The sequence below is a fragment of the Nocardiopsis sp. NPDC058631 genome (assembly GCF_042716955.1).
Lineage (GTDB): Bacteria > Actinomycetota > Actinomycetes > Streptosporangiales > Streptosporangiaceae > Nocardiopsis.
Window position 1 is genome coordinate 18,488 of sequence record NZ_JBHXQY010000008.1, and the last position, 16,663, is coordinate 35,150.

The following is a 16,663-nucleotide window of genomic DNA, read 5'->3' on the forward strand; positions in this document are numbered from 1 at the left end:
CACGAGGGGCCCGGATGTCCGGGGTGTCCGGCCGTCCGCACCGGTGGCCTGCGGGCGACGGGTGGGGGCGCCGCTCCGGAAGGGTGGCGCGTGCCGGCTCCGCTCCCCGCACCGGAGGTGGTTCCGACGACCAGCAGGGCGTTCACCGCGCCGCTTCCGCCGAGACGCCGACAGGAGGCCGGTTGGAGGTGGAGGGACGGCGAGAAGGCGAGGGTTGGTCCGTTGTGACCGCGGTCGCGGTCGCGGCCGCCACCGCGAGCGCACCCACGCCGACCGCCCTCGCGAGTCGGACCGCCCTTCGGATGTCCTCGACCCCCGCAACCGGGCCCTCACCCATCGTGGGCCGCCGGTCCTCGCGGCCGGAGTAGACGTTGGCGCCGCCCAGAGTCCTTCCCAGCGCCCCCGCGAAAGCGGCCTCGCACTGCCCGGCGTTGGGACTGGGGTGCCGGTGGCCGTCGCGCCGCCACACCCGCCACGCCTCGCGCACACCACCGCCGACCACGGGCGCCGCCAGGACGGCCAGCACCGCGGTCAGTCTCGCCGGCCCCCACCCGGCAACGTCGTCCAGGCGCGCCGAAGCCGTACCGAACCGCCCGTAGCGGGCATTCCGGTGGCCGACCATGGCATCGAGGGTGTTGATCGCCCGAAAACCCGCCACTCCGGCGACCCCGCCCAGTGCGCCCCACACCAGGGGCCCCACGACCGCGTCGGAGGTGTTCTCGGCGACCGATTCGACGACCGCCCTCGCGATCCCCGCCGCGTCGAGTCCGGAGGGGTCCCGCCCGCACAGGTTCGGCAGGAGCTCACGCGCGCGCTCCAGGTCCCCGCCCTCCAGAGCCGCAGCGATCCGCTCCGCCTCCCGGCACAGCATGCTGCCACCGAGAGCCGCCCAGGTCGCGGCCGCCGTCGCCGGCGCACCCCTCACGAGGAGCCCCGCACCCGCCACGGGCAGGACCGCCCCGGCCGCGAACAGGGCGCCCGCGGCAACCGAGTCCCGGTAGACCGCCCGTTCCCATCGCCCCACCGCCCGCCCGTACAGGGCCACCGGATGCCCCCGCCGCGGGTCGGGCACCACCATGTCCAGCAGGAATCCCGCTGTCAGTCCCAGAGATCGCACCCGACCACGTTAACTGCGTCAACAGCAACCCCAACGGACACCAAACCGATGCAAAGCTGAGTTTGTTACGCATTGCATTCGCCCATACACCTAGAGCCCCATACAGTCGACGGCGAGGGAGACCAGGGTGCTCGTCGGATGGGTGTCGCTGGCGATCCTTCTGGGCCAGTGGTGGATCTTCTGAACCGCCGCAGCCGCACCGCATGTGGCACACACCCGACAGGACTTCACGAAACGCCAGCGGCGCAGCACCCCCACTGGAGTTAATCACCGGTAACGTGGTGCGGGAAGCCCAAACAGACCGATTTGGTGGAGCCCGCGTGGTAACGAGAAGCAACTACGAATCACCGTAGTTGGTCAGACTTTGACCAGGTGTGGGCGACATCGCACGAATACCCTAGAATGTCTGCCCAGGACGCCATCGACGCCACGGCACGGGCCCAGCTCGACCGTAGGTGCAACGGGCGTTCTCGCCCTCGCCCCGGCACGCAGCACCCCAGCGGAACCACGGGTCACGACGTGGTCTCGACCTTGCCTGGCGGGCGACAATTGAATCGAGCACCCGTAGCTCAGTGGATAGAGCACCGGACTTCTAATCCGATGGCCGCAGGTTCGAATCCTGCCGGGTGCACCACAAAACCCCAGGTCAGACGGGGTGCGCGAGGATCTCAGAAGAGGTCCTCGTCGTGTTTGGGGCCCTGAAATGCTCCGTGTGTGCTCCCCAGTGCAAGGTCCAGTACAGGTGGGCACCCATCTCACGGAGCATTTTGCCATCCCGTGACCCTGCGACGGGGACCCCGGGGGACGGGACGGCCCGCGTCCGCCCACCAGCGCCCCACAACCACCCTGTACACGTCCGCCCCCGACACCCCGCCCCCGCCCACACAGGGCCAACCCGGGCGCCAGCCGACCACACGCCCCCACACCGGCACCGGCACCGGCACACACCCTGAAGGTTCACATTCAGGACCGAGCTCGCTGTTCCACCCCAGGGGCCGACAACGGCATCCCTGTTCTGCGCTGACCAGACCAAACATCCACAGGTGTCCGGGAACGGGGCTACCCGAATGACGCGCTGGCCATCCTGGCGAAGTTCCACCGTCCACTTACCGCTCTCACACAGGCGAGCCGTGGCCCGCACAGTCGGGCCACGGCTCACCCTGCACACGAATCGTGGCAGGCCTCTACCGGGACAGGCCCCGGCCGAACTCGGCCCCGGACCCCTCCAGACCCAGGGTCGCTCCACCAAACGTCAACGAACCCACCCCGCTCACCCCGCCCCCGCTCGCATAGAGCAGGGTGATGGCGCCGCTGCCCTCGTTCTCCCCCGGCACCCCCGCCACCAGATCCAGATACCCGTCACCGTTCACATCGATCAGCGTCACTTCCGCACCCATCTCGTCCCCGGCCTCGGAAACCCCCGCAACATTTTCCGAGTCCTGGGTCAAGGACTGCTCACGCCCATCCAGCCACTCAGGGCCGCCGTAGAGCACGCCCACCCCACCCGCGTCCGCACCACCACCGGAGGCCTGCACGGTCTCCACCTTCCTGGCCATGCTCGGCATCGCCTGCATCCTCATCTGCTACAAGCACCTGGCCAAGCATGCTGATGGCTTTTGAGATGAGCTCTTAGGCTGACTTCATTTTTTCTGAGTCGCACCTCATCCTACTGAAATCAATATCCTCTTAGTTTCTTTCCAATGAGAATCATAGGCACGCTTAGCCGGTCCAATAATTGTCCTGTAATAGTAAGACCCCTCGTTGGATGAGTACTTCACTCTGGCCGATTTTTCAGAATCTATGACTTCAATCTCCAGAGTTGCCGGTAGCGTGAGTGAGCCAAACAGGAAAACGCCGAGATAGCGAAACAAGCGAGGCGATCCGTGAGATGCACTCATGCAATGATCACCCTTCGCAATATGTTTCCATCCGGCTTCCCTGATAGCGCGCTCCGTTTTATCAATGAATTCTTTCCCGGAAACATCAAGGGAAATTTTTTCTTGAGCTTCATAGAAACTAGACAAGGAATCTTCTCTCAACGGGCCAGTGGGGTCCGCCGGATCGCGACGGGCCCCACTAGCGGAATTTAGGTTCTAGGGGCCGATTAGCCAGTTTTGGATCAGCCTAGGAGATAGGAACCGGCCCCCCAGATTGTTCCCAGCGTGCCACCGACTGCACCCCCTAGGGCGAACCCTCCAACACATCCGACGGCTGCACCACCGATTGATCCGAGGCCCAGTGCGGGGGCTCCGGTGATGGCACCAATAATTCCGCCTCCGATGCATCCGCCAGCACTAAAGACCGCAGCACCTGTACCTGACGAATCGCGAATCGAAGAGCCCAGAGTGTCGAGCCCGGTGGGGTCGGTTTTGTTGATCGGGTCGCACTGCGCATAGGCGTAGTTGTTCAACTCTTGCCGGGAGGGGTCGGGTTGGGTGAAGTTGAGGGTGGTCGTGTCGTAGAACCGGTGGGCCAGGTGCACCGTGCCGTCCTGGAACTGGTAGGCGCCCGTGTACCCGAACGGGCTCAAATCGGCCGCCCGGGACCCTTCCAGGGTGGCAGAGGTCTGCTCGCCGTAGGGGCTGTACTCATACACCGCGTCCGGCTCCTCAGCCTCCGAACCCTCGGCCGTGACCGCGAGAACGGTGTTCTGCTGATCGGTGGTGTAGTGGAAGCGCTCGTCGCCGCCCCAGGCCACCATGGAGACCAACTGGCCGTCGGGGTCGCGCACGAAACTGGTGCGGTCCCCGTCGGAGGCGATGTTGGTCACGCCCAACGCGGTGTTGGACAGCTGGCGTTCGACCCTGTTGTCTTCGTGCACGTCGGTGATGCCGCGCATCTGGGTCTGGTCGGTGGTGTCATAGCTCAGGCTCGTGGCCAGATCGCTGTCCTCATCCGCCTGGAGCATCTGCTGGGTGGGGCTGTACTCCAGCGTGCGGTTCCCACGCTCGACCATGTTCCCGGCCTCGTCGTGGGCCACGTCCTGGCCCCGGGCGGAGGTGACCTGGTCGGCGTCGTTGTAGGCGAACTCCTCGTCCCCTGCGGTGAGCAGGTTCCCGGCGTCGTCGTAGGTGTAGTCGATCTCGCCGTTGCTGGTGACCCGGTCCAGGCCGTCGTAGGTGAAGTCCTCGGTGTCGCCGTTGACGGTGCGGGTCTGGAGCTGGTCGCTGTCGGAGCCGTCCCTGTCGTAGGAGTAGGACGCCTCGACCAACGTCTGGTCGGCGGCCCCGGTGGTGGTGATACCGGTCAGGCGCGCGGAGTCGTCGTAGCTGCGCTCCTCGGTGGCCCCGTCGGGGTGGGTGATGGTGGTGCGCTGGTTGTTGTCGTCGTTGGCAAACGTGGTCTCGGCGCCGGTGTGGTCGGTGAGCGAGGTGAGCCGGAACGCCGCGTCGTAGCCGTAGCTAGTGGTCTCGCCGTGTTCGGTGAACGCGGTGACGTTTGCGGCCTTGTCGTAGGCGTAGCTAGTGGTCTCCGACCCGGCTGAGTCGCTGCGCTCGCTCTCGAGCAGGTCACCGCGCCCGTTGTAGGTGTGCTCCACGCTCGCTTGGTCGGTGTGGGTCGCCCTTTGGCGGCCGTTGCCGTCGTATTCGATGGACTGGAGCACCTCGCCGTCGTGGGAGATGGACACGATCCGGTCCAAGCGGTCGTAGCCGTAGGTCAGCGTGGTGCCGTTGCCGTCGGTCGCCTCTGTGATGCGGGACAGGGAGTCGTAGGCGTAGGTCGTGGTGCCCATCGGTGCGGGCTCGACCATCGAGGTCAGGTTCCCGGCCCGGTCGTAGGAGTACGTCGTCTCGTTACCGTTCGCGTCGGTGACCTTCGTAGGCAACCCATTGGTGGCGTAGGAGATCCGGGATACATCGATGTCCATGTCCTCCTGGGTCGCGGAGGTGAGGTTGCCCGCGTCGTCGTAGGACATGTCCAACGTGTCACCGTCGGGGGTGGTCACGCTGGTGGGTTTGGCGGGGTTGGCAGTGTCGGTGAACCCGACCGACGTGCTCGCCCCGGTGGGCAGGTCGGTGCCGATGAGGTTGTTGAACTCGTCGTGGCTGTAGGTCACCGACGCTTCCAGAGCGTCGGTGGTGGTGGCCACGTCGGAGTTGGCCGTCCAGGTCTGGGAGCGGGTGTTGTCGACCTGGTCGGTGGCCGAGGTCTGGCGCCCCTGGTCGTCGAAGTTCAGGGTCGACTCGCCCCCGTTGGGGTCGGTCACGGTGCTCTGTGCGTCGCCGTAGGCGTAGGAGGAGGTGGCTCCGCCCTCGGACCCGTCGGGGACGGTAAGCGAGCTGACCTGGTCGTCGTCGTTATAGGACAGTGTCCACACTGCCCCGGTGGGGTCGGTGACCGAGTTGAGCAGCCCCTCGTCGGTGTAGCCGAACTCCAGGTCCTGGCCCGCCCGGTCGGTCAGGGTGACCAGTTCGTCGCCCTCCCAGGCGAAGGAGGTCGCGGTCTCCCCTACCGGGTCGGTGATCTGCTGGGGCTGGTCCCAGGTGTCCTGCGCCCAGTCGACGGTGGTCACCCGGTCCTGGGTGTCCACGATCGAGGCCAGCTCGCCCTCGGAGTCATAGCGCATCCGATGGGTGTTCCCATTGCGGTCGGCTTGGGAGTACAGCCACCCGTCAGCGGTGAAGGTCCATACCTGGTCGGCGTACTCGCCCCGCAGGAAGGTCAGCGCGTAGTGGCCGTTGGAGAGTTCGGCCAGGTCGGCGTTGAGCCCGGACGGTGAGGTGAACGAGCCGTCCTGTTCCACCGCGAACCTCTCGCAGTACCCGGAGGGGCCGCGGAAGATGACGCTGTTGCTGTAGATGCTCAGGCCCACGTCCTGGCCGTGCGACAGGGTCCATCCGTCATAGGTGGGTGCGGAGTTGTAGAAGCTGGACACCGACAGGTCCAGGCCGGTTCCGGCCACGGTCAGGTCCCGGTGGCGCAGGATCGCGTTGCCGTTTTCGGTGTTGACCGCTAGTTCCATGCGGTCGCTGATCTGGTGGCGCTCCAGCGGGTACCAGGCCTGGATGCCCCGGTTGGTGCCGTCGTCGCAGGTCCCGACCCGGGTTTCGGGATCTTCCTGGGCTGCGGCTGCGTCCTCGGGGTCGGTGCCGGGCGGGGTCCAGGGCTCCTCGGGTGGGTTCTCACCCTCAGGTTCGGTGTTGGCCTCGCCGGGCTCCCACGTGTCGGAGGCCGGGACGGTGCGATCGCGAGGCGAGTGGGGATCAGTCTCGGCCAAAGCCGGGGGCGCGGACAGCAACCCCAAGGCGAGGGTCGCGGCGGCCGTGGAGGCAGCCAGGGCCAGGGGGATGGGTCTTTTCACGAGGGGGAACGCTCCCAAAAGTGGGGGTGTGTGGCTGTGTACCCAGACAGGGCGGGCCCCGGGTGGGGTGTGGGCTGTCTGGAGTGGTTCAGGCACGCTCACGCTAAGTTCAGCGACACCACGGGCACCATGAGCCCAGGGTGAGGAATGTGACCCTGGGTGAAAGGGGCTTTCGGAAGGTTTGCGCGAACACCGCCCACGCCGCAGGGTGTGGTGGACAGGATGACCAGCACCGTTGGTCGGCACGGTTTTCCCTGTAAGGCGGGCTGAGGGCCGCCGATGGCCAGGGCGCGTCAGCCTTGGGAGAGCGGGGCCGGTTCCGGCCACCCCTGCGACAACACTTGTCGTTCGGCAATATCGCACAGTGAACGTGCATCGGAACCGAACGGCCTCCTCCGTGGCTGCGCCGGTGCGCCCGGGACTCTGCCAGGGGACCTTTGATCCGATTGGTTCTCGGTCGTGAAAGCGAGAAAACCCCAGGCCGGACGGGGTGAACCCGTGCGCTGGCCTGGGGCATGGGGTATGGACTCGCTCCTGGTGTGCTCGCCAGTTCTGCTATCCCACGACTAGGCACTGTTTTTTGAACGGGTCAGATCTCGGAGCCAGATCCGGATCGAGGCCACCTGGACGGTCCCGTCGAAGATCGCGGCCCGCTTGTCATAGCGGGTCGCGACCGCCCGGTTCTGCTTGAGCAGGTTGATCGCCCGCTCCACGGTGTTGCGCTCGCGGTAGGCGACCTGGTCGAAAGCCGGTGGCCTACCGCCCGCCGACCCTTTGCGTCGGCGGTGCTCGCGCTGGTCACGGGGCTGGGCGATGGTCGCTTTGATCTTGCGCTTGCGCAGGTGGTCCCGGTTGGCGCGGCTGGAGTAGGCCTTGTCACCCAGGACCCGGTCGGGGCGGGTGCGCGGCCGGCCGGTACTGCGGGGCAGCCGCAACGATCCCATCAGTGGCTCGAACATGGGGCTGTCCCCGCGCTGGCCCGGGGTAGTGGCCAGCACCAGGGGACGCCTGTGCTGATCGGCGATCAGGTGGATCTTGGTGGTCAGCCCGCCCCGGGAGCGCCCGAGTGCTTCGCGTCCGTCCGGTTCGTCCCGCGCTGTGTCCCCCTTTTCGCTGCCCCGGCGGCGTGCTGGTGGGCTCGGACCGTGGTGGAGTCCACGCTCGCGATGAGTTCTTCACCGGTGGCCGCGTCGATGCGCAGCCGGTCGGCGATCCTCTGCCAGGTGCCGTCCAGGGACCAGCGGCGGTGGCGGCCAGCGGCGGTCTCCCAGGGGCCGTACCGTTCTGGCAGGTCACGCCAGGGGATCCCGGTGCGGGCACGGAACAGGATCGCGTTGATGACCTTGCGGTGGTCGGCCCACTTCTTGCCCTTGGGCGCATCGTCGGGCATGAGCGGGGCGAGCAGGGCCCACTCGGCATCGGTGACTTCATGACGTCCAGGCACGTTCACCAAGCCTGCCAGGGCAGACCCTGCTCCGCTCCCACTTCCAAAAAACACGACCTAGGGGGATCTGTGCGCTGGACTCGGGGTGGGGCAGTCGATGGGGGCGATCGGCTCCAGCGCGGACAACGCCGCCGCGGAGAGCTTCAACGCCACGCTCAGGCGCGAGACCCTCGCTGGAGCCCTCACTTACGCGAACGAGGCGACGCTACGACGGACGGTGTCCCGGTGGGCGCACCGCTACAACACTCGTCGTCGTCACTCGTGGTGCGGCAACGTGTCTCCGAACGACTTCGAGGTATCTCGGGCGTTTATGCTGGCGACAGCGGCGTAATCAACCACTCTCGTGTCCAACATTCGGGGTTAAGCCCCGACTTCCCCACCACAATCGGTGGCATGGGCAAGGCCGAACAGGAGCAGGACAAAGCCGACAAGGACCCTGGCCATCGCGCCAGCGCCGAACACCAGAACGCCGGTGCCCGGCTCGTGCATCCGCGTGCTCTTCCGAGATGGCGGCCCCACCCCGCTCGGGTCCGCGATCCCCCACCTCGGGCGCCTGTGCAAGACCCTCAACGTGCTGCCCCGCCTCGACGACGAGTCCTACCGGCTCGGCATCTTAAGACAGCAGCGTGTTGAAGAAGTTGAAGAACTCGTTCAGCGACTCGGCCGTTGATTCTGGAGCGAACACCACGAACCACAGCACGGGCCAACCGAGGATGGCGAGTGCGAACAGAATCCAGGCGGCACGGGTACAGATCCGTGAGCCCTTTGGATTGTTGTCGGCCTGGGCGATCGCGATGGTCGCCAGGATGATCCCGGGGATCGTGAAAACGAAGCACAGGCACAGGCCGATGACGTTGGCGATGAGCGCGCCGATCGCCGCGCCCCTGCTGGCGCCCGGAACGGAGCTCACCACCGGGTCGTCGCCATACTCGTTTGTCACAGGAAGCCCTTCTCGTCAGCACTTCTAGGCCGCGCGTCGAAGGTTCAGAGTAAGCCTCGTCAGGGCAATTCGACAGCCCCTCTGCGGGTCTGTTCTCCTGTCCGAAGGAGACGCACCCGTACGTACGCCGTGCCAGAAGCCGGGGGAGTTCATCGACCAGGGTCGGGTTCACGATAGGGATCCTGATGCCGATCGGACCGGAAACCGATGCCGCTCCGTGGGCAGTGCCAACAGGTCCAGGGTGTCGGCATCTGTTTCGTGCCGGGTTCTTTAGAGGCTCGGAACCAACGCTTCGTCGTGTGCTGACACGGATTCTTGCCGGTAGAAGTTGTCTTCGAACTCCGCTGGCGGAACCAGTCCGATCTCGCCGTGCGGGCGGCGGTGGTTGAACCAGTCGATGTACTCAGCCACCGCGATCTCGACCTCGTCCAACCCCTTCCAGGGCCCTCGGTTACGGATCAGCTCGGCCTTGAACAGCGAGTTGAACGCCTCGGCCAGGGCGTTGTCGTAGGAATCGCCGGTAGTACCGACCGAGGCCACCGCCCCCGCCTCGGCCAGGCGTTGGGTATAGCGCACCGCCAGGTACTGCACTCCTCGGTCGGAGTGGTGGACCAGACCATCGATGCGGCGGCCGACATGGGACCGGTTCCAGACCGCCATTTCCAACGCGTCCAGCGCCAGGCTGGTGCGCAGCGACCGTGCCACCTGCCAGCCCACCACTCGGCGCGAGTGCACGTCGATGACGAACGCGGCGTAGACCCAACCGGAGAAGGTGCGGATGTAGGTGATGTCAGCGACCCACAACTGGTTGGGCGCATCAGCGGTGAACACTCGCTCCACCAGGTCCGGCCGGGTGCCCGGGCCTGGGGATCCCATCGTGTTGCGGGGCCCCTTGGTGCGGGAGATGCCGCGTAGCCCGGCCCGTTTCATGAGCCGTTGGTCCGTGCAGCGGGCCACCCGGTGGCCTTGGCGGTTCAGTTCGGCGTACCTTACGCGCCCCGTACACGGCGTAGTTGTCAGCGTGTACCTGGTGGATTTTGGCGGTGGTGACCTCATCGGTGCGCGCGCAGCGACGGGGCCCGGCTCTTGGTGGCGTAGTAGGTGGACGGGGCGACCTGCAGCGTGCGACAGATCGGCTCGACCCCGAACTCCTGCTGGTGGATGTCGATGAACGCTCTTACCTGATGTGTGGGCGGTCGAGCTCCGCCGCGAAAAAAGCCGATGCGGACTTGCGGATGGCGTTGGCCCGCCGCAGCTCGTGCACTTCGCGTTCGAGCTCGGCCAGGCGTTGGGCCTGGTCGGTGGTGGTGCCGGGGCGCTCTCCGGCATCCACCTCGGCCTGGGTGACCCAGTTGCGTAGGGTCTCGCGGTTGATGCCCAGCTGATCGGCGATACGGGCGATGGCGCCGCTGCGGCTGGCCGGGTTCCGGCGGGCGTCCACGGCCATGCGGGTAGCACGTTGCCGCAGCTCATCGGGGTATTTCCTCGGTGCTGGCATGTCTGACATCCTTCCCAGGTTTGAGAGCCTCCATCACACCCGGCACGAAACACCATCCAGTGCCGCCCCACCGGACCACCGGACCAGCGGACCTACTCTTTGGAGCCTTGGGGGGTGGAGCTGGAAGCCTGCTCTGGAGTCGTTTTGGGCAGCTCCGCAGTGCTCCGAGTGCCGTCCTTCGTGAAGCAGACCCGCAAGCCGTTGGACCCGGCGGGGCATCCAGCGCCGCCAACGGCGCACGCCTGCGTGAAGCACTGCGCAACGAGGCAGATCCTGTCGGTTCGATCCAGAAGGTGGATGATATTCTGCGCGATCCTGAAATCATCAGGGGCGCTGATGTGGACCGGGTTAGGTCCGCGATGGAATCAAACCCAAACTGGGGCCATGGAGGCTTGGGGCGCGGGCGAAACGAAGGACGGGGCTGGACTTACCGCGAGTACCGCCCCAATGGGGCTCAGTCGGGTACGATGATCTGCTGGTATCCCGGGAGTGCGCATCATGGAAATGTTCCCTACTGGAGGGTGAAATACGTGGACAGCAGGCCAGACTGGAATGACCTTCCCCCGGAGTTCCGGTGATCGAGAAAACACCGAATATGAAAAGCCTCATGTTCTCGATCAAGCTGGCCTCCTGGAGCGGGGAACGCCAACTCGAGTGGATCAGACGCACGGGATTCGCAGAGGACGAGATAGTACTGCAATTGGAAGACTTCTACATCGCTGTGAAAAGTCGTGTCACGTATGACGAGGAAGAAGAATTCCCTGAGTTCCTTGAAAAGGGAGTCGAGGAGATCCTTGACCTCTTCACGAGACTGATTGACGCCGACCCCGAACTATGGAGCCCTGAGTCCATGCTTTCCGCAGAAAAGTGGGAAGTGGTGAGAGACAGGTCTCGCCGCCTGCTAGGAGAAATAAGGGACTCCTCATGGTCGTCATTTTTGGATGAGTAATCGCACTTCCACCGGCTACGGGCTTTTTACGAATCATCACTATCTCCGCGCCTCTTCCAGGAGCGACGGTGGCCGGCACTGCAGCGGCATTTCAGTCTCCGAGACCGGGACCATCTTCCACGGAGCCCGCAAGGCGGAAAAAATAGCTTTTCTAATCCGATGGTCACAGGTTCGAATCCTGCCGGGTGCGCCACAAAACCGCAGTTCAGATCCTCAGTGGATCAGGGTCCAGCAGGGTCGTCCTGCCGGTGGGTCCTGGGTGGGACCGCGATGGGAGCAGGTCTTCCATCCATGCCTTGTTTCGTGCCAGCAGGCTCTGTCGGCGCCCCGCGGCGTCAGTCACGAAGACCAAGCCAGTCGTCTCCTGTGCGAGCAGCAACAGGTCACTACTCCGACTGGTTGCCTGCTGCTCCAGGTTCAGCGGCGGCCCGCTCCTGTGAGTGACGGGAGGCGATCCCGACACACGGCTCCACCAAACCCAGGACACACCAGAGCGACCTGGAGAAACGGGCTGGCGGAAACACCGGAACCGCGTTCCAGGCCGACTCATCCGAAAGCCGCTTACTCTGGAGCCTGGAGGAGTTGGAGCAGGTGATCAACGCGCATCTGCTTCTGGTACACAAACGCACCACCTACTGCGGGGTCATCGACTCGGTGAGCTTGCAACCCTCACCATTCTTGTCAACCACATTAACAAAAATCAGCAGTCATCTCGATATGACCTCAAAAAAGAATCCCTCCACCAATAAAGGCTCACGCTGTCAACCGGCCATTCCCCTCCACGGTTCGACTCTTCGAAATTATCAATAGAAAAATCAATCAAGCGCCAGCCGGGTTCTTTTTCTTGACAAGAAAAATCACTTATTACTTTATCAACAAACCTGTGGTCAGACGCTTTTATTTCTACATACTTACGCTGAGCATCATAGAGCGAGTTCTTATTCGCACCCCCGGAAAATTTAGGCCACCGGAGTTGCACAGCATCATCTTCCCAAAAGCAGACAGGACACACCCCGTGGGAGCCAGGGGGATTTTCGTGCACACTGAAGCCACAGCATGGGCAGGGAAATAAACTTACCATTAGACCTCATTTCAAGTACCAGGCTGCCTATTATAGTACCCCACAGGATCATCTGGGCCGAAGTAAGTAATGATACCCCTGTCGCTTTTGGCGCCGAATTCGCCACTATCTTCATCCAGGCAATAAGAGGTATTTTCGTCGCGCTTTGAACGAACCCCAGGACGCAACCCATCACAATCACAAACAAGGCCTTCAGCAGCGTACTGGTACTCCGCCTTGGATTCATAATCCATGTCACTGCCATGCTTATCGAAATGGTTATCCAAGTTCGACCTGCTGGTCCAATCACAGTTATGGTTGAGGACGTCCAGCGAACGCGTACCGACGTGGTAGGTGTGGACGCCCTGCACGGTCAGGTTATGGACCCTCGCCGGCTGCGTCCAGGCCTGAACCGCGGAAACCTGCACCCACGTACCCGACGAAGTCTGCAACCACGTCCCCGGCGCCAGGTCGACCGCGTCAACCCACAACCCCAGATCCGGTACCCAGAACGGGTGCTCATCGGTCGCGATGATCACGTCCCCGGCCGTGACCGGCCCCGGGATCCCCGCTTGCTCGGCCTGCTCACCTTCAGCTTCGGAACCTGCGTCCTCCCCGGCCGCCTCACGTTCGGTGGCCGGGCCCACCGTGATCTCCACCAGGTGCTTGCTGCCCGAGCCGATGATCGTCGCCAGTACCGTCCGCGCGCTCTGTTCACCCGTCTCCGGATCGGTCGCCAACACCTTCTCCCCGACATCGACCTCCTCAATGGGTTTGGTCGACCCGTCGGCCATCACCACCCTGGTCCCCGGAACGAAGCTGTTACAGAGGTTGTCGACCTTGCGGTTGGCCTTGATCAGACCGTCGACACCGTCGATCAGCTCACCGCCGAGCGCAGCGATCCGACAACCCAACTCCGCTGCCTTGCCCCACCGCAACCCGTACTTGATGGCGATCTTGCCGGCCAGACCACCCACGAACATCGACGCGACGTTCAGCGCCGTCTCCCCGCACGCCCCCAGATCACCCGTGGTGAAGCACTCCAGGCCGGCCGTGATCCCCAACTCGTCGGCGACCAGCTTCGCCAACCCCGCCGCGGCCGCGATCAGCTTCTGCTGGGCTTCCTCCTTCTCCCGCTGGGCATCCAGATAAGCCCGCGACGGACCCTGCCGGCCCTGGTACGTCGTACCACCACCGCCCGAACCGCTCCTGTACTGCCCACTGGTCTGACGGCGATTGTTTCGTGCCGTGTTTCGTGCCGGGTTTGGCGTGTCCTGCGTTTTTCGGAGTCGTCGATGCCCGGTAGCGTCATGACATTGGTGACGCGGCCACTGTAGAGCCGCGCCTCACCGGCGCGAAGGTCGGCGTTGAGGAGCTACCGAAGATGTTCCAAGGGCCGGCGCGGTATGTGCCCACGGTGAATGACGCGACAGTGCACGGCATGATCTACCCCCGGCGGTCCCTGGTCCTGGTCGCCGGGGTACCCGGGGCCGGGAAGAGCACCCTGCTGCGGCGGTTGTTCGGGCTCCGCGAAAACGAGGAGCGGACCGTGCTCACCGCGGAGGGTGTGCGGGTGATCGACTCGCTACAGTCGCGGTACCAGCTGGGACCATTGCTCGGTTGGATCCCCTACCCACTGTGGCGCTGGGTGGTGCACGTACTGCACCTGGCCCGGATGGCCGCGGCGCTGCGCGGCGGCCCGGTGGTGCTGCACGAGTGCGGGACTCGGAGCCCGGTCCGCGTGCTGCTCGCCCTGCTCTGCCGACTCCGCCGGTACGAGATGCATGTGGTGATGATCGACGCCACTCCGCAGGAGGCCCGGAACGGGCAGAACGCCCGGGGGCGGCGAGTGACCGAGCGCAGCCACCGAGCGCATTCGCGGCGCTGGCGACGGCTGCGCTCGGCCACCCAGCAAGGGCCGACGGCATTCGCGCCGGGCGTGCGCAGTCTGCTCGCACTCGACCGGCGCCGGGCGCAGGAGCTGGCCTGGATCCGTTTCGGTCCCTGCGCGGATACCCGTAGTCCCCTGCACACCGCGATGGAGTCACCCCCTATCCAGCTTGAGATCGTGATGTCCGATACCTAGTGGCACCGACTGGTTGAACTCACGCGGTTCGGGTCGTGGGCCTTCAGCCGGCGGTCCAAGGAGTCCGGGCTGGTGCCCTCGATGGGATCGATCGGGAACTGCTACGACTGGCAGTCTTTTTGCACCGGATCCCGCAAGGATCGGGTAATCGCGGCCGCGGCGTTCCACTCTTTGTTCGGGGCCCCGCACCACCCCGTGCCTGGATCAGCTCCCGGTACCCGCCCGGCCCTGGTGAAACGCTCCTTCGCGGCTGATGTGCCCAACCGGTTGTGGCTCGCCGACATCACCTATATCCGCACCTTTGCCGGCTGGGTCTACGCAGCGTTCGTGATTGATGTGTCTTGTGCCGGGTGTGACCTGGCCGAGTCGTCTTGCCGATGGGTCCAGGGGGAGACCGAGGTGGGATCAACACCAGACCCCACAACCAGCTCTCTCCTCACGTGAAAGTGAACCCCTCCAACGTCGAGAAGCAGCAGCCGCACCATTCGTTCCACTGCCTCCTGTGCCATCTTCAGCCCCACACCCCCGATGGTGGCAGACCAAGAGCTACGGTATGGCCACATACGGTCAAACCCACGTGTGACCACCCAAGGCCCTGTACCGGCTCTGCGATCGTGAAGACCCCGCAGCCGATACAACCCACCCCCTTTTCGAGGAGTACGTGCGGAACTACGCCTTGCCGACGCCGTCCAGACCCTGCGCAACAAATTCACCCAGGCCACTGAACAGGCCAAAGACCAGGACTTGACATTCAAGGTCGGCCCCATCCAGATGGAATTCGAGGTCCAGTTCCGCGCCGACGCCAAGGCCAAAGGCGGCTTCTCAGCCTGGATCACCACCGGCGATGTCGAAGCCGGGGGCGGGCGCACCAGCACCCACAAGGTCGCCTTCACCCTTACCCCGCACAACGCCGCCCACCCCGGCGGCGACGTGGCCATCAACAGCACCCGCCCCGGCACCGGTGAGGACGCCCCTCCCCCGGCCTTCACCCGTTAGGACACCCTCATCCCCTCTGGGGTGTTGGTTCTGTGTCAGTGACCGGAGTACATGTTGGACACCGCCCAACGCATCACCACCCCACACAGCTGCGGGTCGGGGTACCTCATCGCCCCACGCCTGGTGCTGATCAGCGCCCACCTGGCCCCCGAGATGGGTGGCCAGGTGGAAGTAAGCACCGCTACCGACCACCGGCCCTATACCGGCCAGGTCATCTGGCATGGCACCCCGAAAGGGCACGACGACGCCGCTCTGGTCCACGTCACCGATCACGGCTGGGTCGAGCGTGCGGTGGCCACCATGTGGGGGCGGTTGGTCACCACGACCCCCGGTACCCCGTGTGAGGTGTGGGGGTTTCCCGACTTGGTGCAACGGCCAGGTCGGGCCGCGGAGACCGCACAGTTGGTGGGCACGGTGGCCCCGGGTAGCCACTTCGTCAACCACCGGCACGTGATGGACCTGAGCGCCCACCCGCCCCGCTGGCAACCCCACGAGATCAGGGAGCAGGCCGGGCGGCGGCGTTCGCTGTGGGCGGGCCTGTCCGGGGCCGTGATGCGATGCGGCGACGGTGAGCTGCTGGTGGGTGTGGTGGCCGCCGACCTCGAACACCGCGACCACGCCGCCCTGGAGGTCGTTCCCGCCTACGTGCTGCACCACGACACCGCCTTCCGGGCAATGCTGGCCGAGCACGGCGTGTCCCGGGTGTTGGAGCCGGTCGAGCTCGCCCACCTGGCTCACGAACTCACCACACGCCTGACTCGTCCCGACAGCCAAGTGCGCCGCTGGGCCACCCTGTGGCTCACCGGCAGCGCCACCGCCGACGAACTGAAACTGCTCCAGGACACCAGGGCCCCGTTGCTGGTGGTGGTGGATGGTTCTGTTCGTGTCTAGCGGTTCTGGCTCAGTTTCAGTGGAGCAGTCACACAACGTGACCGTTGGTGGTGATTTGCTGGAATTCACCACACCGCCGGTGCCGGGCCGACAACCTCGAACCTCATGGACAAGGTCTGCTCCTGGCTCACCCAGGCACTGTTCCCCGAAACCGTCGACATCACGGTCACCAACGTGGAGACCACGGAAAACTCGATGTCGATCGAGGCGAGAACGCTCGGCGACGGGGCCCACTGCCCCGGCTGCTCCCACTTCTCGCCGCGCGTTCACGGCACCTACTGGCGCCACCCCGCCGACCTGCCCACCGCAGGGCTGGCGGTGCGGCTGCGGTTGCTCGTGCGCCGGTTCCTGTGCCCGACCACGGAGTGCGCTCGGCGAAC

At 65.0% G+C, this 16,663-nt stretch carries 11 protein-coding genes, 1 tRNA gene, 4 pseudogenes and 1 other annotated feature; of the genes and pseudogenes, 7 read left to right on the forward strand and 9 right to left on the reverse strand.

Annotated features, from left to right (window positions below):
• Positions 1-142: 142 nt before the first annotated feature.
• Positions 143-1,117 (reverse strand): cobalamin biosynthesis protein, encoded by a 975-nt coding sequence (locus ACFWTE_RS04835; RefSeq protein ID WP_378777997.1) that lies wholly within the window; start codon positions 1,115-1,117, stop codon positions 143-145.
• Positions 1,118-1,675: 558 nt separating this feature from the next.
• On the opposite strand from ACFWTE_RS04835, the gene ACFWTE_RS04840 reads away from it, so the two are divergent.
• Positions 1,676-1,751, forward strand: a tRNA-Arg gene (locus ACFWTE_RS04840).
• 550 nt (positions 1,752-2,301) lie between these two features.
• Here ACFWTE_RS04840 and ACFWTE_RS04845 read toward each other — a convergent pair.
• The 4 genes and pseudogenes from ACFWTE_RS04845 to ACFWTE_RS04860 form a co-directional block, all read right to left on the reverse strand.
• Positions 2,302-2,697 (reverse strand): FG-GAP repeat protein, encoded by a 396-nt coding sequence (locus ACFWTE_RS04845; protein WP_378777998.1) that lies wholly within the window; start codon positions 2,695-2,697, stop codon positions 2,302-2,304.
• Positions 2,698-2,778: 81 nt separating this feature from the next.
• Complete coding sequence (locus ACFWTE_RS04850; RefSeq protein ID WP_378777999.1) at positions 2,779-3,141, reverse strand: hypothetical protein; 363 nt, start codon at positions 3,139-3,141, stop codon at positions 2,779-2,781.
• A 95-nt stretch (positions 3,142-3,236) separates the two neighbouring features.
• Positions 3,237-6,419: an RHS repeat-associated core domain-containing protein gene (locus ACFWTE_RS04855; protein WP_378778000.1), complete on the reverse strand. Its 3,183-nt coding sequence runs from the start codon at positions 6,417-6,419 to the stop codon at positions 3,237-3,239.
• Between the two features lie 566 nt (positions 6,420-6,985).
• A pseudogene (locus ACFWTE_RS04860) lies at positions 6,986-7,809 on the reverse strand (IS5 family transposase).
• A gap of 121 nt (positions 7,810-7,930) precedes the next feature.
• Between ACFWTE_RS04860 and ACFWTE_RS04865 the strand changes: the two are divergent.
• Positions 7,931-8,194, forward strand: a pseudogene (locus ACFWTE_RS04865) (integrase core domain-containing protein); the annotation flags it as partial.
• A gap of 282 nt (positions 8,195-8,476) precedes the next feature.
• On the opposite strand, the gene ACFWTE_RS04870 reads toward ACFWTE_RS04865, so the two are convergent.
• A complete protein-coding gene (locus ACFWTE_RS04870) occupies positions 8,477-8,803 on the reverse strand; it encodes a hypothetical protein (protein WP_378778001.1) in 327 nt (108 codons plus the stop codon).
• 270 nt (positions 8,804-9,073) lie between these two features.
• Positions 9,074-10,301: pseudogene (locus ACFWTE_RS04875) on the reverse strand (IS3 family transposase).
• Positions 9,910-10,023, reverse strand: a sequence feature (AL1L pseudoknot). (Overlaps the previous pseudogene by 114 nt.)
• Positions 10,302-10,875: 574 nt before the next feature.
• Between ACFWTE_RS04875 and ACFWTE_RS04880 the strand changes: the two are divergent.
• Positions 10,876-11,250 (forward strand): hypothetical protein, encoded by a 375-nt coding sequence (locus ACFWTE_RS04880; protein ID WP_378778002.1) that lies wholly within the window; start codon positions 10,876-10,878, stop codon positions 11,248-11,250.
• 700 nt (positions 11,251-11,950) lie between these two features.
• Here ACFWTE_RS04880 and ACFWTE_RS04885 read toward each other — a convergent pair.
• Positions 11,951-12,331 carry a CPCC family cysteine-rich protein gene (locus ACFWTE_RS04885; protein WP_378778003.1) on the reverse strand — a complete coding sequence of 127 codons (381 nt, stop codon included), beginning with the start codon at positions 12,329-12,331 and terminating at the stop codon, positions 11,951-11,953.
• A gap of 11 nt (positions 12,332-12,342) precedes the next feature.
• Positions 12,343-13,398, reverse strand: coding sequence for a polymorphic toxin-type HINT domain-containing protein (locus tag ACFWTE_RS04890; RefSeq protein ID WP_378778004.1), 1,056 nt, complete (start codon positions 13,396-13,398; stop codon positions 12,343-12,345).
• A gap of 296 nt (positions 13,399-13,694) precedes the next feature.
• On the opposite strand from ACFWTE_RS04890, the gene ACFWTE_RS04895 reads away from it, so the two are divergent.
• From ACFWTE_RS04895 to ACFWTE_RS04910, 4 genes and pseudogenes are all read left to right on the forward strand, one after another.
• Positions 13,695-14,396: an AAA family ATPase gene (locus ACFWTE_RS04895; RefSeq protein ID WP_378778005.1), complete on the forward strand. Its 702-nt coding sequence runs from the start codon at positions 13,695-13,697 to the stop codon at positions 14,394-14,396.
• 696 nt (positions 14,397-15,092) lie between these two features.
• Positions 15,093-15,392: a trypco2 family protein gene (locus ACFWTE_RS04900; protein WP_378778064.1), complete on the forward strand. Its 300-nt coding sequence runs from the start codon at positions 15,093-15,095 to the stop codon at positions 15,390-15,392.
• Positions 15,393-15,443: 51 nt separating this feature from the next.
• Entirely contained in the window at positions 15,444-16,283 is an 840-nt protein-coding gene (locus tag ACFWTE_RS04905; protein ID WP_378778006.1) for a hypothetical protein, read from the forward strand.
• A gap of 195 nt (positions 16,284-16,478) precedes the next feature.
• Positions 16,479-16,583, forward strand: a pseudogene (locus ACFWTE_RS04910) (hypothetical protein); the annotation flags it as partial.
• Positions 16,584-16,663: the final 80 nt, after the last annotated feature.